The sequence below is a fragment of the Pseudomonas agarici genome, assembly GCF_001543125.1.
Lineage (GTDB): Bacteria > Pseudomonadota > Gammaproteobacteria > Pseudomonadales > Pseudomonadaceae > Aquipseudomonas > Aquipseudomonas agarici.
This window is the reverse complement of record NZ_CP014135.1, coordinates 2,670,161-2,692,709: the sequence shown is the minus strand read 5'-3', so window position 1 is coordinate 2,692,709 and position 22,549 is coordinate 2,670,161. Positions and strand designations below refer to the sequence as shown.

Below are 22,549 nucleotides of genomic sequence, written 5' to 3'. Positions count from 1 at the left end.
CTAGTGATCTGGAGCAAAAATAACTATTCAATTTTTTACCACCCGTACAGCCCTTGCTGTACGAGTACCAAGGAGCAATGCTCGCCATCGGTCGGCCAAGGTTTGACCACTGACGGATGTACCCGACAACCGGGCGGGTTATACTGCCGCGCCTTTTTGGTGCCGGTCCTGCGTGCCCGGCCAGCCTTAAAAGATGTTTTCGACAGACCCTGGTGCCCCGCCTCAAGGCAGGGCACCTATTGATCGCAAACACCTTACTTGAATGTTCCCGTCTCTATAGAGGAGCGCGCCCCATGACCGTGATCAAGCAAGACGACCTGATACAGAGCGTCGCCGATGCACTTCAGTTTATTTCCTATTATCATCCCGTGGACTTCATCCAGGCTATGCACGAGGCCTATCTGCGGGAAGAGTCGCCGGCCGCCCGTGACTCCATGGCACAGATCCTGATTAACTCGCGCATGTGCGCCACCGGCCACCGGCCCATCTGCCAGGACACCGGGATCGTCACCGTATTCGTGCGCGTCGGCATGGACGTGCGCTGGGACGGCGCCACCATGGGCCTGGACGACATGATCAACGAAGGCGTGCGTCGCGCTTACAACCTGCCGGAAAACGTCCTGCGCGCCTCGATCCTGGCCGATCCAGCAGGTGCCCGCAAAAACACCAAGGACAACACTCCGGCGGTCATCCACTACTCCATCGTCCCGGGTAACACGGTGGAAGTGGATGTGGCGGCCAAGGGTGGCGGTTCCGAGAACAAGTCAAAGATGGCCATGCTCAACCCCTCCGACTCAATCGTCGACTGGGTCCTCAAGACCGTACCGACCATGGGCGCCGGCTGGTGTCCACCGGGCATGCTCGGCATCGGTATCGGCGGCACCGCCGAGAAAGCCGCGGTCATGGCCAAGGAAGTGTTGATGGAGTCCATCGACATCCACGAGCTGAAGAAGCGCGGTCCATCTAATCGCATCGAAGAAATGCGCCTGGAGCTATTCGAAAAGGTCAACCAACTGGGCATCGGTGCCCAGGGTCTTGGCGGCCTGACCACCGTGCTCGACGTGAAGATCATGGACTACCCGACCCACGCGGCTTCCCTGCCCGTGTGCATGATCCCCAACTGCGCCGCCACTCGCCACGCGCACTTCGTGCTCGACGGTTCCGGCCCGGCCTCGCTGGAGGCGCCATCGCTGGACGCCTATCCGGAAATTGTCTGGGAAGCCGGTCCATCAGCCCGGCGCGTCAACCTCGACACCCTGACCCCAGAAGACGTGCAGAGCTGGAAGCCGGGCGAAACCGTGCTGCTCAACGGTAAAATGCTCACTGGGCGCGATGCCGCGCACAAGCGCATGGTGGAAATGCTGAACAAGGGTGAAACCTTGCCGGTCGACCTCAAAGGCCGCTTCATCTATTACGTCGGCCCGGTGGATCCGGTGCGTGAAGAAGTCGTCGGCCCTGCGGGTCCGACCACCGCTACGCGCATGGATAAATTCACCCGGCAGATTCTCGACCAGACCGGCCTGTTGGGCATGATTGGCAAATCCGAGCGCGGCCCAACCGCCATCGAGGCGATCAAGGACCACAAGGCCGTGTACCTGATGGCCGTGGGTGGCGCTGCCTACCTGGTGGCCCAGGCCATTAAGAAATCCAAGGTCGTCGCCTTTGCCGAACTGGGCATGGAAGCGATCTACGAGTTCGAGGTCAAGGACATGCCAGTCACGGTCGCTGTCGATACCAAGGGCGAGTCGGTACACATCACCGGTCCAGCGATCTGGAGCAAGAAGATCAGCGACAGCCTAGCGGTAGAAGTGCAGTAAGCGCTTTCGTTGTAAAAAAAAGCGGCCCGGTTTATCCGGGCCGCTTTTTTTGGAGACGACTATTGGCTCATTCGGACTCAAGCTTATCCAGGCTGCGCAGTTTCTGCGGCAGTCCCCACAACAGCAACGCGGCAGCGATCAGACTGGTGACACCGATGACGTAAAGCGCGGGCGTCGTGCTGCCACTGAGGTCCTTGATTCGCCCGACCATAACCGGGCTGATGATTCCACCAAACTGCCCCAGGGTATTGATTACCGCGATGCCACCTGCCGCTCCGGCACCCGCGCCGGCCAGCAGTTTCGGCGGTAACGCCCAGAAGGCGGGGATCGACGCGATAATCCCGGCGCCTAGCAGACTCAGCGCCACGATCAGGAATACCGTGTGATCGGCAAAAATCCCCGCGCAGAAGAAACCGATTGCCCCCAGCACTACCAAGCCGCAGACAAACTTGCGGCGCTCGCCACTGGCATCGGACAAGCGGCCTACCACCACCATGCTAATGGCACCACAGATGTACGGGATCGCCGTGAGCAGACCGATTATCACCGGGCTTTGAGTGCCCGCGCTACGAATCAACTGCGGCGCCCAGAAGTTCAGTCCATAAGAGGCAATCTGGATCAGGAAGTAAATCAGCCCCAGTGTCAGGAAACCGGGAATACGCAGTGCGGCCAATAGCGAACTGCCGGATTGGTGCGGCTCATGCCGGGCGATACGGCTCGACAACAAAGTCTTCTCCGTCGACGTCAACCAGTGGGCATCGTCGATACGGTCCTTGAGCAAACCCAGCACCAGCAGGCCAAGGCCAATGCAAGGCAGGCCGCCGAGCAGGAACAACCAGTGCCAGCCGCGCATCTGCAACACACCGTCAAGGTGTGCCAGCACCAGTCCGGAGAGCGGTGCGCCCACCAGCCCGGCGAACGCCGAGGCAAGAAACAGCATCGAGGTGATACGCCCGCGATAGTGCTGGGGAAACCACAAGGTCAGGTAATACAACACACCCGGTGCAAAACCGGCCTCCATAGCGCCAATGACAAACCGCAACGCATAGAACTGCCATTCGCTGTTGACAAAGACCATCGCCGCCGTCGCCGCGCCCCAGGACATCATGATCCGGGCGATCCAACGCCGCGCACCGACCTTGTACAGCATCATGTTGCTCGGCACCTCGAACAACACATACCCAACCACGAACAGCCCCGCGCCCAATCCGTAGGCGGTGTCGCTGAGGCTCAGGTCGGTCTGTAACTGGAACTTGGCGAAACTGATATTGATCCGGTCGAAGAAGGCGAACAGGTAGCAGACCATGATCAGCGGCATGATTCGCCAAGCGACTTTGCTGATCAGGGCTTTTTCGGCATCGTGTATAACGGCGGGACTCTGGCCCGCCTCCAAGACATTGAGGCTCATGGTGTTTCTCCAGGCGGACTGTTCGTGAGTGTCCGATTGTTTTTGTTGTCTGGTAAAGGTTGTCTGAAACGGCTATCGCTACGAACCGACGCCGAACTTCAGTGCCGAATGCAAATCACAATTGCGTCCGGCCTTGGCTACCTGGCCGGGCAGGTCGTGCCCGAGCAACGCCGGCAGGCGACGAGAGATCGCCAACAGCGCCGGCAAGTCGATACCAGTGTCGATGCCCATTTCGTCGCACAGATTGACCAGGTCCTCGGTGCAGATATTGCCCGAGGCCCCAGGCGCGAAAGGACAACCGCCCAGCCCGCCGACCGACGCGTCGAAACGCCGGGCACCGGCTTCATACGCCGCCAGCACGTTGCACAGGCCGAGGCCACGGGTGTTGTGAAAATGCAGGGTCAACGCCTGCGCCGGCAGGCGTTCGAGCACGCGCTTGACCAAGCGTTGCACCTGACGCGGATTGGCCATGCCGGTAGTGTCGGCCAGGGTGATACCCTGCATACCCATGTCCAGGTAGGTATCGACGATCTGTACCACGCGGTCTTCGTCAATTACACCTTCGAACGGGCAGCCGAAGGTCGTGGCGACGGTGGCGTTCAACAGCACCGCCTCGGTGCTGACCCGTTCGATGACCGTACCAAAGGCCGCCAGCGACGCCTCGCAACTCATGCGCATGTTGGCCTGGTTATGGGTCTGGCTGGCGGACATCACCAGGTTCAGTTCATCGGCACCAGCCGCCAGGGCCCGCTCGGCACCTTTCAGGTTCGGCACCAACGCTACGTAGATCACTCCCGCCTGGCGACGAATACCCTGAAAGACTTGTTCACCGTCACGCAGCGCCGGAACCGCCTTGGGCGAGACAAACGAGCCGCCTTCGATCCGCGAGAAACCAGCGAGCGACAACTCGTCGATCAAGGCGATTTTGTCGGCGGTTTCCACCCAGCTCGGTTCGATCTGCAAACCATCGCGAGGAGACACTTCCTGGACGACCAGGCGTTCGGAAAAATCGCGAATCATTGCACCACCCCTTCGGATTTCAGGCGTTGGATATCGGCCTCGATCAGCCCCAGGCCTTGGAGAATGCCATGGGTATGCTGGCCAAGAGCCGGACCTTGCCAGTTCACCCTGCCCGGAGTCTCGGACAGCTTGGGCACGATACCCGGCATCTTCACTTGGGCGCCGCCGGGCAATTGCGCATCGAGCAACATGTCGCGGGCCTGGTAATGGGGATCGGCGACAATATCGGCGACCGAGTAAATCCGCCCAGCCGGTACCTCGGCATCCTGCAAGGCAGCCAGTACATCGTCGATCGGCAGGCTGCTGGTCCAGTGGGTAATCGCCGCGTCCAGTACACCGCTTTGCGCCGCTCGGCCATCGTTGTGAGCGAACTGCGGCGCTTCGGCCAGATCCGGACGGCCAATCACGTTCATCAAGCGCCGGTAGATCGGGTCGCTGTTGCCGGCGATCACCACATAGGCACCCTCGGCAGTCAGGTAAGTATTGGACGGTGCGATACCGGGCAAGGCTCCGCCTGTGCGTTCACGGACATGGCCAAGCAGATCGTATTCCGGCACCAGGCTTTCCATGACGTTGAACACACTTTCGGCCAGGGAGACATCGACCACCTGCCCCTCGCCCTGTCCGCTCTTGACGCGCAGCAACGAAATCAACGCGCCGATGACGCCGTGCAACGAGGCCAGGGAATCGCCAAGGCTGACACCGACCCGTGCCGGCGGCGAACCAGGTGTGCCGGTGGTGTAGCGAATACCGCCCATGGCCTCACCGATAGCGCCGAATCCCGGACGGTCGCGATAAGGGCCGGTTTGACCGTAGCCGGAAATGCGCACCAACGTCAGCTTGGGATTGATGGCATGCAACACGTCCCAACCGAGACCGAGTTTTTCTAGGGCGCCGGGACGCAGGTTTTCGATCAATACATCGGCGTCGCTCGCCAATTGCTTGATCAACTCGATGCCTTGCGTCGACTTGAGATTCAACGCCAGGGATTTTTTGTTCCTCGATTGCAAGTACCACCAAAGCGAAGTGCCTTCGTGCAGCTTTCGCCACTTGCGAAGAGGATCGCCCTGGCCAATGGATTCGATCTTGATCACCTCAGCACCGAACTCGCCGAGTATACGAGCGGCAAAAGGCGCAGCAATCAACGTGCCGATCTCGATCACCTTGATTCCACTCAGGGGAGCAGTCATCACCGGTACCTCACACTCTTGGAATTTGTTCCCAAGGCTAGTGGAGCAACGGCTAATCGATCCAACCTTCACTCGGCAAGCTTCGTTCGCCAAACGCGAACGCTCAGCCCGGTGCGCTCAGGTGCTCGAACAGCAGGCGACTCACTGGCGATAACGCCGCCTCTTCCCGGGCCACTAGGATCAGGCGGCGCGCAGACCATTCATCAGTCAGTGGCACGGCGTGCAACCCCAAGGCTCGACCAAACAGTTCATAGGCCCTTAGCGGCAGGATGCCAATTCCCATGTTCGCCTGGACCATCCGACACATGGCATCGAAGCCCGGTACATGAATCCGCAGGCGCAACACCTTGCCCGCCGCTCGGGCCGCCACCTGGGTACGCATATTGATCGAACTGGCCGAGTGCAGGCCGACGTGATCACTGTCCAGGGTATCGGCGAAGGCCAGCTCCTGGCGCGCCGCCAGCGGATGATCGGGAAGCATCAGCACTACCAATCGATCGTGCCGATACAGCCTGCTGGGCAAGCCGCGCACATCGGTGTCGCTGGAACAGACCCCGAGGTCGGCCACACCGTCGAGCACGCCTCGCACCACGCCGTTGCTGGGCCGCTCCTCAAGATCAAGCTTCACTTGCGGATGGCGTGCGGAGAAGTCCCGCAGGTCTTCCGGCAGGAACTGGATAATCGCCGACAGATTGGCCAGCATCCGTACATAGCCGCGCACGCCCTGGGTATGTTCACCCAGCTCCAGGCCCATTTTCTCGACGTTGAACAACATCTGCCGAGCATGATGCAGCAGCGTTTCCCCGGCGGGCGTCAGTGCCATGCCCTTGGCCTGGCGCACGAACAGGCCAATACCCAGCGCCTCTTCCAATTCCATCAGGCGCTTGCTCGCCGCCGACACGGCGATGGCCTCGCGGGCCGCCGCACGGGTCAGAGTGCCCTCCTCGTGCACAGCCACGAACAATTGCAGGGTGATCAGGTCCAGGCGGCGGATCAGGCTTTTTTGCAACATGGCGGGCTCGGCAGCAACTCAATCGAAGTGTCGAGGATATCGCCCTTTCAGTCTCTTGCTGAGCGTTGATTGATGATCTTGGCATCGATCCTGACTGTGTTTGATCGGGCCTGACGCTGGCTCATGATAAAGTTACCGTCTGTCTACCTTCTGCTTCGAGACGACGAATAGCGATTATGGAACTCCAGGAATTTGACACTGAACTTGAAGACTGGAACGCCGTGCGTGCCGATATTGCCTTTACCGGCCTGCTCGTCGGCAATGGCGCCAGCCGGGCGGTGTGGCCTGCATTCGCCTACGACTCGCTGTTCGACAAAGCGCAGAGCATTCGCAACCGCCCGCTGGGGCTGAGCGAGCTCGCCGTGTTCAAGGCCCTGGACACTTGCAATTTCGAACAGGTACTCAGTGCGCTGAAGCACACCATCAGGGTCAACGCTGCCCTGGCGCTCAACTCCTCGTCACCGCGCAATCGCTACTTTGCGATCAAGGAAGCGCTGATCCATGCCGTGCGCTCGGTGCATATTCCATGGAAATTCGTCGAGCCCCGCAGCCTGGCACGAATCAACAGCGAACTGGCGTGTTACTCGACGCTCTACTCCACCAATTACGACCTGCTCAACTATTGGGCAATCATGCAGGCGCCGCAGCCGTTCACCGACCTGTTCTGCAACGACGACGCGACCTTCGACCTAGGCCATACCGAAACCCAGGGTACGCGGATTCTCTACCTGCACGGCGGCCTGCATCTGGTGAAGAACGTCGACGGTGGCACCCGCAAGCTGCTGTCCTCGGAAAGCACCCTGCTCGGCAGCTTCGCCATCAACACCCTCGGCGATGTGCCGCTGTTCGTCAACGAAGGACGAGCCGAAGACAAGCTCAAGGCGATCCGCAATTCGGACTATCTGTCGTACTGTTACGGGCAGTTGAGCAAGCATCAGGGTGCCCTATGCGTTTTTGGCCATGATCTCGGCGAGCAGGACCGGCATATCGTCCAGGCCTTGCACGACGCCCGTATCGACACCCTGGCGATTTCAATCCACCCGCGCAGCAAGGCGTTTATCCAGCACCAGAAACGACGCTTGGCCGAGCTGTTCGACGGTCGAGAAGTGACATTGCGCTTCTTCGATGCCAAGAGCCATCCACTGGGTGACCCGGAGCTGCTGGTCACGCCCGAAGAATAAAACGCCCCGCTCACTGGCGCGACTCGCGGGGTGAACGGCGCGCGCCGCCCCAAATGATCGTTGCCGCGTTGGCGCGGGAAAAATCTACTGGCAGGGATTTATTTCAAGAAAGACAAATAGCAATAATTATCGATATCATTCATGCCTTCTCAGCCACTACCTGAAGTCATGAAGTATCCCATGTCCCGTCCCAAGCCCGATCCCCTGTCGGTTGAAACCTTTCGCGGGTTCTATGCGGACATTCTGCATTTCCTGCGTAAACGAACCGACAACGCCAACGACGCGGCGGACATGACCCAGGACGTCTTCACCCAATGGTTGGACTACGACCAGCAAGCCAGGGTCGAGCAACCACGGGCCTTTCTGTTCCAGATGGCGCGCAACCTGTTGCGCGATCACTGGCGCAAGCAAAAGGTTCGGCAAGCGGTGCATAACCAACAGAGCGACCTGGAGCAGGAACCTGTGGCCGACGACCGCAGCGAACCGCTGGCGGCCACCGAGCGCCTGAAGCGACTCGAACACCTCAAGCAGGTACTCACCGAACTCTCGCCTCGGCGCCGGGAAGCCCTTATGCTTGCCCGTTTCGAGGGCTTGAGCCAGGCCGAGGTCGCTGAACGCATGGGGATTTCCATCAGCATGGTGGAGAAACATATCGCCTCTGCCTTGCAGCACTGCAAGCAACGCCTGGATCAAGATCATGGCAAGGAGCAGCCAGAATGAAGCGCGTCACTGATATCGAGCTCGCTGAAAATAGCATCGACGCCCAGGCAGCCACCTGGTTTGCATGCAATCGCAGCGAGCAGGACCAAGCCACCGCCGAGGACTTCGAGGCATGGCGGGCAACCCCTGCCCACGCCCGTGCCTATGCCGAGCTCGAGACGTTGTGGGCCGATCTCGGCAAACTGCGCCGGTTGAACAGGCCAGTGCCACTGGCGCCGCGCCGAACCAGCCCTTGGCGCCAGGTTCCAGCCGTGGCAGCCGCGCTGATCTGTGCGCTATTGACCAGCAGCCTCGGTGCGTCGAATACCCCCTACCGGCATCAGGTCGCGGCCCATGCCGAAGGTACCCGTACCCTGAAGCTGCCAGATGGCAGCACCCTGTACGTGAATGCCAACACCCGTCTGCGCATCAACTTTCGTGCCTTGCAACGCGATATCTATCTGGACCAGGGCCAGCTCTACCTGGAAGTCGCCGCCGACAAGGAACGCCCGCTCTGGGTACATGCCGGCAACGCCCGCGTGCGAGTGGTCGGTACCGCGTTCGACGTGCGACGCGGTCAAAAGCAACTGGTGGTCAGCGTCGCCCACGGTCAAGTCGCCTTCGAGCCCGAAGGTGACCCGAATCACGCGACCTTGCTCGAAGCCCGCCAGCGCGGCACCTACGACTATGCCAAGGGCACCGTGCAACAGCAGGCGCTGAGCGCTGAAGAGGTAGCCGACTGGCGCGGCGGCCACCTGACCTTTCGTAACCGCGAACTGGTCAGCCTGATCGACGAGCTCAATCTTTACCGCAGCAAGCCCGTGCAACTGGCCGACGGCCCGCTGGCGCACTACAAGGTTTCCGGCAGCCTGGATGCCAAGGATCCCGATGCCCTGCTCAACGCTCTGCCCGCCCTGATCCCGGTGAAAACCGTGGGTCTGGACGGCGGCGAAGTACGGATCGAAAGCCGCAAATAAAACCACATATGCGAATATTTTGCATTCGCATATGTGGTTTTATTTCTGCGCCGCGTCTTCCTCCCCATTGCGTTCTGAACGAACGCCTTTTTGGTCTTTCTGGCCACATTGGGAGATTGAATGTTTCGCGCCGCTCATGAGCTATTTCACACCTGTTCCCGTCCAACGCTGATGGCCACCTGCCTGACCGTCAGCCTCCAGGCCATGGCAGCCGACTCAGTGATGCTGAATCTGCCGGCTCAGTCGCTGGCGACATCACTGAGCGAAGTCGCGCAGAAAACCCACATCCAGTTGCTGTTCGACGAGGAGCAGTTACGCAACACCCAGGCCCGTGCACTGGAGGGTCGGTTCACCGCGCAGCAAGCCGTTACCCTGCTGCTCGGCAACGGCGGGTTCAAATTGATTCGGGTCGGCAACACCTTCGTGGTCCGCAAGATCGAGATCGAGATCGAGCCCGAAGCCGCTCCCCGCAACAGTGCGATCCAGTTGGGCGCGGTGAGCATCCTCGGCGACGGTAAGGAGGTCAGCGCCAGCACCGTCGGTCGCTCGACCCTGACCCAGGACGATATCGAGCGCAACCAGCCTAGCAACATTCCCGCGCTGCTCGGCACCTTACCCGGCGTCAGCATGGGCGGCTCGATGAAGCCCGGTGGCCAAACTATCAATATCTGGGGTCTGGGCGATGCCGAAGATGTGCCATTGACCGTCGATGGCGCCACCAAAAGCAGCTTCGAACGCTATCAGCAAGGCACCATTTTCATCGAACCTGAGCTGATCAAAAGCATCGAAGTGGAAAAAGGCCCGCACTCGCCGCAGACCGGCAACGGAGGCTTCGGCGGCACGGTACACATGGAAACCAAGGATGCTCCCGACCTGCTGGAAAAGGGCCGCAACAGCGGCGCCATGGTCAAGTACGGCTACGCCAGCAACAACCATGAACAGACCTACAGCGCCACCGCCTACGGCCGGACCGATGACGGCCGGGCCGATGCCTTGGTGTTCCTGACCCAGCGTGACGGCGGCGACATGAAACTGGCCGCCACCCCACCCGATCCCGACAACCGCTATCCGATCAATCCCAAGCGCCTGCCCAACAGCGCCCAGGACCTGGACGCGATGCTGCTCAAGCTGAACCTGAACATCACTGACGAGCAGAGCCTCAAGCTCTCCTACTCGCGCTCCCACAGCGAGCGTTGGGCGCCGTTTTCGTCACAGAGCTATCCGACGCCCCCCAGCGCCTCGAACATCGCGCGATACGGTTACGAAGGCGCCCTCAAGCGCCTCCTCGCCGATCGCGATACCGTCGATACCACCTGGTCGGGTAAGTACCAATACAAGCCCTCGGACAACCCGTGGGTGGACCTGCAGGTGAAATATTCCGAGTCCAATACCGACCAGACCGACGAGCGCGACGCCACCGCGTACTACCAACTGTCCACCGGCGGACGCAAGATGGACACCGCCTACAAGGACCGCGAGCTGGAGATCAAGAACACCAGCCTGTTCGATACCGGCGTGCTGCAACACGCCCTGACCGCCGGCGTGCAGATCCGCAGGCATGCCCGCGAAACCGAGATGTGGATGCCTGGCACCGCCTACGAGACTCCGATGTACAACTATGGGCATTTCCAGCCAGCCTTCATGCCCCACGGCAAGGTCGACGCCAATGCCTTCTTTATCGAGGATGCCGTGACCCTGGGGGACTTCACGCTGACGCCGTCCCTGCGTTATGACCACGTGCGCAACCGAGGCGAGGCCAACGAGGCACCTTACTACTCCAACCCCGACCCGGCCATCGGCCACGACTACAGCGACCGCACCTACGCCGGTTGGTCGCCACGCCTGGCAGCCTTTTGGCGAGTGACGCCGACCCAGGGCCTGTTCGCCAACTACAGCAAGACCTGGCGCGCCCCGGTCATCGATGAACAATACGAAGTCCAGGGACTGGGCAGCCGTACCGCCACCAGTGTCGACCTCGACCCCGAACGCATCACCGCGTTGCGTTTGGGCACCATCAGCCATTTCTCCAAGCTGCTGTCGGGCAACGACGACCTGATGGTGCGCAGCACCTTCCTGCACAACCGGATCGAGGACGAGATCTTCAAAGCCACGGGTGTGGGCTGCGAGAACCAGGCGATCAATGGCGGCACCCTCGGCAACGCCTGTCCGTCGGGCGCGATGTCCAACTACCGCAACATCGGCGGCATGACCATCAAGGGCTTCGAGGTCGAAAGCTACTATGACTCCGATCATGTGTTCGGTCAGTTGTCCTACACCTATCTCACGGGCAAGCGCGACAACCCCTACACCAACCCGTGGGGATCATCGGTCTGGGCACGGGACATTCCACCGGCTAAATGGGTGGTGATGCTAGGCACCAAGATTCCGAGCCTGGATGCGCGAGTCGGCTGGCAGGGAATCTATGTACGCAAGACCGATCGTCTGCCCAGCGACAAATACAGCAGCGGCCCAGGCAGCAATTTCGGCGACACCTTCTACGACCAGTACGCGAACGACAGCTACGTGGTGCAAAGCCTGTTCGCCCAGTGGAAACCACGGCAACGCTACCTGAAGGGCACCGAGATCAACGTCATGGTGGATAACCTGATGAACCGCAACTATCGCCCAGAACTGAGCGGCGACCGCGCCTACAGCGAGGGGCGTAACCTCAAGGTCAGCCTGACGCGGTTCTTCTGAGCCATGCCCTGACACATCAGCCAATCCGTGGCGCTCGCCTGCACCACGAGCATGACGGCGATTGAATCGGATCGACGTTGACCTGGTGGCCGCGCCGACAAGCTGCTAGCTGTCAGCCAGCCCGGAGCGCCGGAACGAAAAACTGTACGGACCATTTATTGCCCAGCTGTAACAGCGCGTCGCCGCGTCTTTATGGCTAGATGAGGGTCCTGTATCCCTGATTTCCGGCCCAATACTTATGTCCTCCCGCGAAAACACCGGCATGCTGCTTGGCCTACTGGGTGTGGTGATCTTCAGCCTGACCCTGCCCTTCACCCGTATCGTGGTGCAGGAAATCAACCCGCTGCTCAATGGCCTTGGTCGCGCTCTGGTCGCGGCCGTTCCGGCAGCCGCCCTACTGCTGTGGCGACAGGAAAAGTGGCCTAGCTGGAGCCAGTTCAAGGGCTTGTGGCGGGTGATCGTCGGAGTGATCCTGGGCTTTCCGGTGCTCTCGGCCTGGGCCATGCAGACTCTGCCGGCCTCCCATGGCGCCCTGGTCAATGGCCTGCAGCCCTTGTGCGTGGCGTTGTATGCGGCCTGGCTGTCCCACGAACGACCGTCACGGGCCTTCTGGGCCTGCGCCGCCGCGGGCAGTGCGCTGGTGCTGGGATATGCATTGATCAGCGGTGCCGGGAGTATCCAGGCAGGCGATCTGTTGATGCTTGGCGCAATTGCCGTCGGCGGCCTCGGTTATGCCGAGGGCGGGCGCCTGGCCCGGGAGATGGGTGGCTGGCAGGTGATCTGCTGGGCCTTGGTGTTGTCGACGCCAGTGTTGATCGGTCCGGTACTGTACCTGGCCTGGCAACATCAGGGGGCTATTTCCGGCAAGACCTGGTGGGCCTTCGGCTACGTGGCGATGTTCTCGCAGTTCCTCGGTTTTTTTGCCTGGTACGCCGGACTCGCACTCGGTGGTATCGCCAGAGTCAGCCAGATCCAGCTACTGCAGATTTTCTTCACCATCGGCTTTTCGGCGCTGTTCTTCGGCGAACACGTCGAGCCGATCACCTGGCTGTTTGCCGGGGGCGTGATCATCACCGTGATTCTCGGACGCAAGACCAGCGTCCGCCCGGCGCAACCGGGCAGCTTGCCGCCGGGGATTCAACTCAAGTAGCCATCGGCTCGCAGCAAGGTTTCCAGGCAGTGCTCCCGGATGGCGTAGAATGCCTTGAGCTCCTCGATTTTCGCCAGCAGCGGCGCCAGCTCCCGCGGTTCGGCCCGCTTGACCGCGAGGATCATCTTGTTCTTGTTGGTGTGCTCAAGGGAGATGAATTCGAAGACCTTGGTCTCGTAGCCGCAGGCCTCGAGGAACAGTGCCCGCAGGCTATCGGTGAGCATCTCCGCCTGCTGCCCCAGGTGCAGGCCGTATTGCAGCATCGGCTTGAGCAACGCCGGGCTTTGAATCTGCAGGCGAATCTGTTTGTGGCAGCAGGGTGAGCACATGATGATCGCCGCACCGGAACGGATGCCGGTATGGATCGCATAGTCGGTGGCAATATCACAGGCATGCAAGGCGATCATCACCTCCAGCTCGCTCGGTGCCACACTGCGCACATCGCCGCACTTAAATAGCAGGCCCGGATGATCCAGTCGTGCGGCAGCGGCATTACATAGCGACACCATCTCTTCGCGCAACTCGACACCGGTCACCTGCCCTTCGGCCTGCAAGGTGTCGCACAAGTAGTCATGGATGGCGAAAGTCAGGTAGCCCTTGCCCGAACCAAAATCCGCCACCCGTATCGGCTGGTCCAGCCTTATCGGTGAACTGCCCAGGGCATGGGAAAAGACTTCGATGAACTTGTTGATCTGCTTCCATTTGCGCGACATGGTCGGGATCAACTCGTGCTGCCGGTTGGTCACGCCAAGGTCGGTGAGGAAGGGGCGGCTGAGCTCCAGATAGCGGTTCTTCTCACGGTTATGTTCGCCGCAAGGCACCTCCCGCGCTTGCTGGGCCTTGCCCTTGAACAAGCTGCTTTTGCCTTTCTTACTGTATTCGAGCTGCACTTCATCGGTCAGCGACAGCAGGTGGGCGTTCTTGAATGAAACCGCTAGCAACCCGGCGACAACCGCCACACCGTCGGCCAGAGAAAGGTTCTTGGTGATATCGCGGGTCTTGTAGCGGTAGACAAAGGACAGGCACGGCTGGTCCTTGACCGTCAGTTGCTTGATGATCAACCGCTGCAGGTCCGCTTCGGCGCCCACGTATTTGGCCAGTACCAACTTGATAAACGCGTTCTGCGCCAGGCTGGTTTCGAGCAACTCGATAAACTGGGCGTGATGGTTCGGCACGGACCGGCTGGGGCTTGCAGTAGCTGACATAAAAAAGCGCCTCGGGCGCGCGGAATCTGGACAGAAAGAATGCGCGATATGTTAGGCGGGATGCGACGCCGAGGCACGGGCTTATTTCGTCATTCATCGGGTTCCCCGGCCTTGATGCTCCGCAATGACTTGACGTTTCGCAGAACCGACTAGAATTAGGAGCTTCTGGTCATGGATGCCCGGCGCTTCATGACTTTCGCCCACCTAACCGATAGCGATCTCAGAAGCAGCAAGGGTTACGCAGGTTTCAGACGCGGCATTTCCCCTAGCAGAAAGTATGCTGACTGAGTGGTTTTTTTAAAAAAACTGATCAGGTGCCCGTCATGAGCAAAACAGTTCAAACCACTGCATCGTTGAGCAGCGCCGCCGCGCGCACTCTGTCGACCACTACCAAATCGATTCCGCAAAGCCAGGAGACCACCACCCGCTGGCTGTTGAACCGACTGCCCTGGGTCCAGGCGAGCGGGGGCGTCTATCGGGTCACCCGGCGTCGGATACTCGCCGACCACGAGGGCCCGACCAACCCATATGCCGAGGCACTGATCGACCTCGCCTCCGATCCAGCCGAAGGCAAGGCCCTGCCCCGGACCTTCGCCGACTACGACCCGCAACCACGGGAATACGCCCTCAGCTCGACCCAGACCATCCTGCAGATTCCGGTGCGGGTAGCCGACCTCTACAACGACCCGATGAACCAGACCGAACAACAACTGCGGCTGGTCATTGAGGCGCTCCGTGAGCGCCAGGAACGCGAACTGCTGCATAACCACGACTTCGGCCTGTTACACAATGTCGCCGAGTCTCAGCGCCTGACCACCCGCAGCGGACCGCCGACACCCGATGACCTGGATGAACTGCTGTGTCGACGTCGACAAACTCATTTCCTGTTGGCCTCGCCCCAGGCCATCGCCGCCTTCGGCCGCGAATGCAGTCGTCGTGGCTTGAGCCTGGACAGCCTCGAGCTCGAAGGGCACCGTGTCCCAGGTTGGCGCGGCGTACCGTTGCTGCCTTGCACCAAAATGTCGGACGGCGTGAAGACGACCACCTCGATCCTCGCGGTCCGCACCGGGGAAGACAACGGCGGTGTCATTGGTCTGCACCAGACCGGCTTGCCGGATGAATACCAGCCGAGCCTGTCGGTCCGTTTCATGGGTATCAACGACAGCGCACAGATCGCCTACCTGGTCACGGCGTACTACTCGGCGGCTGTGCTCCTGCCTGATGCGTTGGGTGTACTCGAAGGGGTCGAGGTCGGGCACTACGCCGACTGACTCAGGCCCTCTCGTCCACTTCAGAGCAGGAATCCGCCGATGCAGCCCTTCGCACTGCCCGAGTTCTACATGCCCTACGGGGCCCGGTTCAACCCCCATGCCGCCAGCGCCCAACGGCATACGCGCGCCTGGGCCCGACAGATGGGCATGCTCGACAGCCCAGCCGTGGCCGACGGGCCGATCATCTGGGACCTGGCCGCCCTGGATGCCCATGACTACCCGGCGATGTGCGCCTATACCCATCCGGACTGCGACAGCCGCGAGTTGGAGCTGATCACCGACTGGTATGTCTGGGTGTTCTTCTTCGACGACTACTTCCTCGAAGCCTTCAAGCGCAACCGTGACAGCGTGGCCGCCCGCCGGCATCTCGACCGCCTGGCGCAATTCATGCCCGCCGAGGCCGACGGCACCCCGCCGTTGCCGGTCAATGGTGTCGAGCGCGGGCTCGCCGACCTCTGGCCGCGCACCCTGCCGGGCATGCCCGAGGACTGGATACGGCGTTTCCGCGAACATACCCACGACCTGCTGGAGGCTTCGATGTGGGAGCTGATGAATATCAGCGAAGGGCGGATCGCCAATCCCATCGAGTACCTGGAAATGCGCCGCAAGGTCGGCGGCGCGCCCTGGTCGGCCACCTTGGTGGAGCATGCCAACCGCACACCGGTGTCGCCACGGATCGCCGAAACCCGCACGATGCAAGTGCTGCGCGATACCTTCGCCGACGGCGTACACCTGCGCAACGATCTGTTCTCCTACCAGCGCGAAGTCCAGGAAGAAGGCGAACTGTCGAACTGCGTACTGGTGGCGGAGCGCTTCCTGGACATCGACACGCAAACGGCTGCGCAGATCACTAATGACTTGCTGACTTCGCGCCTGCGCCACTTCGAGAAGACCGCAGTGCTGGACCTGCCTCGACTGTTCGACGACCTCGGCCTGGGCCAGGCGGAGCGCGCGGATGCGCTGATCTATACCAAGGGTCTGGTCGATTGGCAGTCCGGTGGGCACGCCTGGCATATGCGCTCCAGCCGCTACATGAAGGCGCAGCGTTCGGGACTCAGCCCCGGCAAACCATCGGGCCTGGGCACCAGCGCGGCACGTCTGCCTGGGCATGCCAGGCGCGGAACTATGCCCAGGCGCAGCCTGGAGACGCTACGCAAGACCGTCAAGCCGTTTCAATTGCCGACGCTCTATATGCCATTCGAGATCCGCTGTAGCCCGCACCTGGAAAGCGCGCGCCGGAGTTCACGGGAATGGGCCAGGCAGGTCGGTATCATTTATACGCGTGCAGGGCTGGGCGTCTGGGACGAGCGCTGCTTCGACGCCGCCGACACTGTCCTGTGCGGCGCAATGATGTGTCCCGATGCCCCGTTTGCGGAAGTGGACATGGCCGGGCGCTGGCTCAACTGGGGCACCTACGCCGACGATTACTTTCCGGCGGTCTTCGGGCGCAATCGCGACCTGGCGGGCGCCACGGCCCAGGTCAAGCGTTTGTTCCGCTGCATGCCGCTTGCGGGTATGGAACCTTTGCAGGCCGGCAACCCGTTGGAGGCCGGCTTGCTCAGCCTCTGGTCGCTCAGCGCGCCGAGTATGTCGACCTACCTGACCGGAGAGCTGCGCCGCTACGTGGTGGAAATGCTCGAAAGCTGGTTATGGGAGCTGGATAATCAGTTCAACCTGCGCCTGCCCGACCCCATCGACTATATCGAGATGCGTCGACGCACCTTCGGCGGCGACCTGACCACCGGGCTGTCCTACTTGAGCCTGCTGGCCCAAGGACCCGACCTCGGCGAGGCGATCTTCCAGAGCAGCCCGCTACGCCAATTGATCCATTGCACCGTCGACAGCGTCACCCTGACCAATGACATCATCTCTTATCGCAAGGAAATCGAAGTCGAAGGCGAGCTGAACAATTTTGTGCTGATTCTCCAGCAGTTCCTCGACCTTGACCTGCAACCGGCGATGGATTGCGTGGGGCGGCTCAGAGATGCGCGCATCCGCCAGTTCGAACATATCGTCGCCGTGGAGCTGCCGGTGCTCTTCGAGGAGTTCGCATTGGATGCCGAGGGACGCCAGTTGATCCTCAGCTACGCGCAGCGCCTGCAGGACTATATCGCCGGTGTCGCACACTGGCACGAGGTGGTCATCCGCTACCGCGAGCCACGACCTTACAGCCTGCCGGTACCTCGCTGGATGAGTCCTTCGACCCTACTCCGACCCGGCTCCGCGCAACACACCCCCCCCCAAGGAATCAACCCAGCACCACCAGGCGGTTAGGCAGCTCGTTGCGCACCTGGGTCACCGGTACATGGGTCTTGAGCAGTTCGCCGCAGGACTGGATGCAGTTGACAAAACCCACCAGGGTCTGGCCCTGCCTGACCTGCTCGGTGAAAGCCTTGACGATGGGCTCCCAGGTGCTATTGTCCAGCCGTCGGGAAATCCCCTCGTCCACCAGGATTTCCACATAACGCTCGGCCTCGCTGACAAAGATCAGCATGCCGGTACCGCCAACGGTATGGTGCAGGTTCTGTTCGAGAAACTGCCGTCGCGCCAGGCCCGATGCCCGCCAGTGCCGCACCGAGCGGGGGATCAACCGACTGGTGATCGACGGGACGCGAAACAGCAAGCACAGCAAGATAAAGCTGCTCCATTGCACCGCTAGCAGGGTATGACTGTTGAGCCAACCGAAGACAAAATTGACCATCCCCGGCACCAGCAACGCCAACAGGCTTGCCCATAGCAGCGGAATATAGGCGTAGTCGTCGGCGCGACTGGCCAGCACCGTCACCAGCTCCGCATCGGTCTGCCGCTCGACCCGCGCAATCGCCTCGGCAACCTGCCGCTGTTCGTATTCACTGAGTAAGGCCATGGTTGTGCATGCTCTCTGGTTATTAGGGATTACCAACCGCCCGATGCTCCACCGCCACCGAAACTGCCGCCACCACCGCTGAAACCACCACCGGGGCGTCCACCTCCCCCACCGCCGAGTCCTCCTGCACCGCCACTCCTGGGGCCATGCCCCATCAGTTGCATGATCACGCAGATCAGCACGACAAGAAGCATCAGCAAGCCGATCAACACCGGGTGTCGTGAACCGAACTCCTGCGCCGACTGGTTTTTCTCTTCGGGGGAACCGCCAAGGACATCAAGTATCGCGCCGACCCCGGCACTGATTCCGCTGGAAACATGGCCGCGCCTGAACTGCGGCACGATCAATTGGTTGATGATCAAAGCGGACTGGGCATCGGTCAGGCGATCCTCCAGGCCATAGCCTACTTCAATGCGCACTTTGCGCTCGTCCCGGGCCACGATCAGCAGTGCGCCGTTGTTGCGTTCCCGCTGACCGATCCGCCAATAACGCCCCAGCTGGTAGCCATAGTCTTCGATGGTGGTGCCTTGCAGGTTAGGCAACGTGACCACCACTACCTGCTCACCCGTGACCTGTTCATGGACCTGCAGTTGCCGGTCGAGAGTCTCGCGCACCGACGCCTCGATCATCTGGGCATTGTCCACCACCCGCCCGGTCAGTTCGGGAAACCGTAAATCGGCCCTGGCCGTCAGTGCCAGCGTGCAAAGCAACAGCCACAGGCCACCTCGGAAAATACGCATGCCTACCTCGTCCGTGACGATGCCGGGATAAGTCTTGCCACACACCCACGCGGCGCGGTGCGGCGAGTGATCAGAACTTCACCTGCGGCGCTTTATCGGCATCCTGGGCGCTCGCTTCGAAGCTTTGGCGCAGCGGCAAGTCGCTGTACATCAGGCCGTGCCAGAGACGACCGGGAAAGGTACGGATCTCAGTGTTGTACTTCTCCACGCTGAGGATAAAGTCACGTCGCGCCACGCTGATGCGGTTTTCCGTGCCTTCGAGTTGCGACTGCAGGGCGAGGAAGTTCTGGTTCGATTTCAGCTCAGGGTAACGCTCCGAGACCACCATCAGCCGGCTGAGAGCGCCGCTCAGTTGACCCTGGGCTTGCTGGTACTGCTTGAGCTTCTCGGGATTGTCCAACGTGCTGGCATCGACCTGGATCGACGTGGCCCTGGAACGCGCCTCGATCACCGCAGTCAGGGTTTCCTGTTCCTGTTTGGCATAGCCCTTGACCGTTTCCACCAGGTTCGGGATCAGGTCGGCCCGCCGCTGATACTGGTTCTGCACCTGGGCCCAGTTGGCCTTCACCTGTTCGTCGTAGGTGGGAATATTGTTGATGCCGCAACCGGCCAGCAACATGGCGAACAAGGCCAAGAGGGCAAATCTCCAGCTCGAACGCAAGCTCGGTTGTGCGTGCCTGCTCAAAACGCTCCTTAAAACAATAAATAGAGAGAATTCCTAGGAATTTTCGCGCCCAGGATTCAGGCATAATCCGCCGCTGCCACTGAAATGTATGAAGCCAATCAGCTAAAAGCTGCCCGGCGCGAACAACCGTTCAAAAACGTGTGCGCAATGCATTGGCACGAAAACAGTCGCTCCTAATAACTAAATAACCCGAACGGTACCCGAACACCAAGCCGTATCGGGCCTTGAGATAATCATTCATGAAGAAATTGTGTTTGCTGGGCCTCGCTGTCGGCCTGGCCAGTCTCCAGGTTGTAGCTGACACAACGCCTCCCCCCATCGCACAAAAGGACGCCTTCATCGCCCACCTGATGAAGCAAATGACCCTTGAGGAAAAGATCGGCCAGTTGCGCTTGATCAGTATCGGTCCCGAGATGCCCCATGAAAAGATCAAGGAAGAAATTGCCGCTGGACGCATAGGCGCTACCTTCAACTCCGTGACACGTGCAGAGAATCGTCCCATGCAGGACGCCGCACAACGAAGCCGCCTGAAGATCCCCATATTCTTCGCCTTTGACGTGATTCACGGCCACCGGACAATTTTCCCTATCAGCCTGGCGCTCGCCTCCAGTTGGGATATGAACGCAATTGGCCTGAGTGCGCGCATCGCGGCAAAGGAAGCCAGCGCCGATGGCCTGGACATGACGTTCGCCCCAATGGTGGATGTCTCCCGCGATCCTCGCTGGGGACGCACTTCAGAGGGCTTTGGTGAGGACACCTATTTGGTATCACGCATTGCCAAAGTCATGGTCAATGGCCTGCAAGGCACAACCGTCAGCGCCCCGGACAGCATCATGGCCAGTGTCAAGCACTTTGCCCTCTATGGTGCCGTTGAAGGAGGCCGTGATTACAACATCGTCGATATGAGTCCGGTGCGCATGTATCAGGATTATTTGCCGCCTTATCGGGCAGCCGTGGATGCCGGTGCCGGAGGCATCATGGTCGCGCTCAACTCAATCAACGGCATACCCGCCACCGCCAATACCTGGTTGATGCAGGACTTACTGCGCAAGGACTGGGGCTTCAAGGGGGTCACCGTCAGCGATCATGGTGCGATCGTAGAGTTGGTCAAGCACGGCGTTGCCAGCGACAACCGCGAAGCCGCCAAGCTGGCCATCAAGGCCGGTATCGACATGAGCATGAACGACAGCGTGTATGGCAGCGAACTGCCAGGCCTGCTCAAGTCCGGGGACATTTCCCAACAGGACCTCGATAACGCTGTGCGTGAAGTATTGGCGACCAAGTACGATCTGGGTCTGTTCGCCGATCCCTATCGGCGCCTGGGAAAAGGACCGGACGACTCCGATTCTCGTGCCGAAAATCGCCTCCACCGCGCCGAGGCTCGCGATGTAGCGCGCAAAACCCTGGTGTTGCTGAAAAACCGGGGAGAAACGCTACCACTCAAAAAACAGGGCAACATTGCCATTGTCGGTCCTTTGGCCAAAAGCCAGATCGATATGATGGGTAGTTGGTCGGGCGCGGGTTTCCCCTCTCAGGCGGTCACCTTATACGAGGGTCTGCGCAACGCGCTGGGCGATCAAGCCACGCTGCCCTATGCCCGTGGCGCGAACCTGACCAATGACCCAAAAGTCGCGGGCTACCTGAACCACATTATTTTCGATCGACCGGAAGTCGAAATTGATCCGCGCCCGAGTGCGCAAATGATCGAGGAAGCGGTGAAAGTCGCACAGGCGGCAGATGTCGTCATCGCGGTGGTGGGGGAAGCCCGTGGCATGTCCCATGAGTCTTCCAGCCGGGTCAGCCTGGACCTTCCCGGGGATCAACGAGCGTTGATCAAAGCGTTGAAAGCGACCCAAAAGCCATTGGTTCTGGTCCTGATGAATGGGCGACCACTGTCCATCGCAGAAGAGCAAGAGCAAGCCGACGCCGTGCTGGAAACCTGGTACAGCGGGACCGAAGGTGGCAATGCCATCGCCGATGTGCTGTTTGGCGACTATAACCCTTCCGGCAAACTACCAGTCACCTTCCCTCGATCGGTAGGGCAAATTCCCTCTTACTACAATCACCTTCGCTTGGGCCGCCCATTTATGGCAGGCAAGCTGGCCAACTACACCTCGCAATACTTTGAGGAAAACAACGCCCCGCTGTACCCCTTCGGCTATGGTCTGAGCTACACCGACTTTAGCCTGAGCAACATGGCCTTGTCCTCGACCACGCTGAACAAGGGTGGCAAGCTCGATGCCAGCGTCATGCTCAAGAACATCGGCCAGCGTGACGGCGAGACGGTGGTACAGCTATATATCCAGGACGTCGCCGGTTCCATGATCCGGCCGGTCAAGGAGCTGAAGAACTTCCAGAAAGTGATGCTCAAGGCCGGCGAAGAGAAAGTCATTCGCTTCACCATCGAGGAGAACGACCTGAAGTTCTACAACACCGCGCTCAAGTACGCTGCGGAGCCGGGCAAGTTCAATGTGCAGATCGGCCTGGACTCCCAGGATGTGACGCAACAGAGCTTCGAGTTGTTGTAGGTTTGGTTCAGGCCCCCTTATGCCAGGGGGCTTGTCTTAGTGCCAATCCGTTAAGAATTTCGCTCGCCACAAGAGGCGCCGTTGCCCGTCAAGTCAACACGGC

General features: G+C 60.4%; 17 protein-coding genes. 9 read left to right on the top strand and 8 right to left on the bottom strand.

Features of this window, described 5'->3' with window-relative positions:
• The first annotated feature begins 293 nt into the window (after positions 1–293).
• Positions 294–1,817 (top strand): fumarate hydratase, encoded by a 1,524-nt coding sequence (locus tag AWM79_RS11845; RefSeq protein WP_017131960.1) that lies wholly within the window; start codon positions 294–296, stop codon positions 1,815–1,817.
• Between the two features lie 67 nt (positions 1,818–1,884).
• Here the strand turns inward: AWM79_RS11845 and AWM79_RS11840 are convergent, their stop codons facing one another.
• From AWM79_RS11840 to AWM79_RS11825, 4 genes are all read right to left on the bottom strand, one after another.
• Complete coding sequence (locus AWM79_RS11840; RefSeq protein WP_060782888.1) at positions 1,885–3,225, bottom strand: MFS transporter; 1,341 nt, start codon at positions 3,223–3,225, stop codon at positions 1,885–1,887.
• A gap of 78 nt (positions 3,226–3,303) precedes the next feature.
• A complete protein-coding gene (locus tag AWM79_RS11835; protein WP_060782887.1) occupies positions 3,304–4,245 on the bottom strand; it encodes a hydroxymethylglutaryl-CoA lyase in 942 nt (313 codons plus the stop codon).
• Entirely contained in the window at positions 4,242–5,435 is a 1,194-nt protein-coding gene (locus tag AWM79_RS11830; RefSeq protein WP_060782886.1) for a CaiB/BaiF CoA transferase family protein, read from the bottom strand. Before AWM79_RS11830 ends, AWM79_RS11835 begins: the two co-directional genes overlap by 4 nt.
• A 103-nt stretch (positions 5,436–5,538) precedes the next feature.
• The gene (locus tag AWM79_RS11825; RefSeq protein WP_060782885.1) at positions 5,539–6,447 is read right to left on the bottom strand and encodes a LysR family transcriptional regulator; all 909 of its coding nucleotides are present in this window, start codon (positions 6,445–6,447) and stop codon (positions 5,539–5,541) included.
• Between the two features lie 176 nt (positions 6,448–6,623).
• Here AWM79_RS11825 and AWM79_RS11820 point away from each other — a divergent pair, with 176 nt between their 5' ends.
• The 5 genes from AWM79_RS11820 (at position 6,624) to AWM79_RS11800 (ending at position 13,151) form a co-directional block, all read left to right on the top strand.
• On the top strand, positions 6,624–7,628 hold the full coding sequence (locus AWM79_RS11820) for a DUF4917 family protein (protein ID WP_060782884.1): 1,005 nt from the start codon (positions 6,624–6,626) through the stop codon (positions 7,626–7,628).
• A gap of 180 nt (positions 7,629–7,808) precedes the next feature.
• Positions 7,809–8,348, top strand: a complete 540-nt coding sequence (locus AWM79_RS11815) for an RNA polymerase sigma factor (RefSeq protein ID WP_060782883.1) — start codon at positions 7,809–7,811, stop codon at positions 8,346–8,348.
• Positions 8,345–9,304, top strand: coding sequence for a FecR family protein (locus tag AWM79_RS11810; protein WP_060782882.1), 960 nt, complete (start codon positions 8,345–8,347; stop codon positions 9,302–9,304). The genes AWM79_RS11815 and AWM79_RS11810 overlap by 4 nt, the downstream gene beginning before the upstream one ends.
• Before the next feature lie 120 nt (positions 9,305–9,424).
• On the top strand, positions 9,425–12,001 hold the full coding sequence (locus AWM79_RS11805) for a TonB-dependent receptor (protein WP_060782881.1): 2,577 nt from the start codon (positions 9,425–9,427) through the stop codon (positions 11,999–12,001).
• A 238-nt stretch (positions 12,002–12,239) separates the two neighbouring features.
• Positions 12,240–13,151 carry a DMT family transporter gene (locus AWM79_RS11800; protein ID WP_060782880.1) on the top strand — a complete coding sequence of 304 codons (912 nt, stop codon included), beginning with the start codon at positions 12,240–12,242 and terminating at the stop codon, positions 13,149–13,151.
• Here AWM79_RS11800 and AWM79_RS11795 read toward each other — a convergent pair.
• The gene (locus AWM79_RS11795; protein WP_060782879.1) at positions 13,139–14,356 is read right to left on the bottom strand and encodes a class I SAM-dependent methyltransferase; all 1,218 of its coding nucleotides are present in this window, start codon (positions 14,354–14,356) and stop codon (positions 13,139–13,141) included. The two genes, AWM79_RS11800 and AWM79_RS11795, sit on opposite strands and share 13 nt — an antisense overlap.
• 323 nt (positions 14,357–14,679) lie before the next feature.
• On the opposite strand from AWM79_RS11795, the gene AWM79_RS11790 reads away from it, so the two are divergent.
• Both AWM79_RS11790 and AWM79_RS11785 read left to right on the top strand, forming a co-directional pair.
• Complete coding sequence (locus AWM79_RS11790) at positions 14,680–15,627, top strand: family 2B encapsulin nanocompartment shell protein (RefSeq protein ID WP_017131948.1); 948 nt, start codon at positions 14,680–14,682, stop codon at positions 15,625–15,627.
• Between the two features lie 39 nt (positions 15,628–15,666).
• Positions 15,667–17,901 carry a terpene synthase family protein gene (locus tag AWM79_RS11785; RefSeq protein WP_060782878.1) on the top strand — a complete coding sequence of 745 codons (2,235 nt, stop codon included), beginning with the start codon at positions 15,667–15,669 and terminating at the stop codon, positions 17,899–17,901.
• On the opposite strand, the gene AWM79_RS11780 is transcribed toward AWM79_RS11785, so the two are convergent.
• The 3 genes from AWM79_RS11780 to AWM79_RS11770 form a co-directional block, all read right to left on the bottom strand.
• Entirely contained in the window at positions 17,876–18,493 is a 618-nt protein-coding gene (locus tag AWM79_RS11780; RefSeq protein ID WP_017131946.1) for a TPM domain-containing protein, read from the bottom strand. The genes AWM79_RS11785 and AWM79_RS11780 overlap by 26 nt on opposite strands.
• 29 nt (positions 18,494–18,522) lie before the next feature.
• A complete protein-coding gene (locus AWM79_RS25910) occupies positions 18,523–19,233 on the bottom strand; it encodes a TPM domain-containing protein (protein WP_017131945.1) in 711 nt (236 codons plus the stop codon).
• A gap of 70 nt (positions 19,234–19,303) precedes the next feature.
• A complete protein-coding gene (locus tag AWM79_RS11770) occupies positions 19,304–19,852 on the bottom strand; it encodes a LemA family protein (RefSeq protein WP_060783973.1) in 549 nt (182 codons plus the stop codon).
• Between the two features lie 305 nt (positions 19,853–20,157).
• On the opposite strand from AWM79_RS11770, the gene bglX reads away from it, so the two are divergent.
• A complete protein-coding gene (gene bglX, locus AWM79_RS11765) occupies positions 20,158–22,446 on the top strand; it encodes a beta-glucosidase BglX (RefSeq protein ID WP_017131943.1) in 2,289 nt (762 codons plus the stop codon).
• Positions 22,447–22,549: the final 103 nt, after the last annotated feature.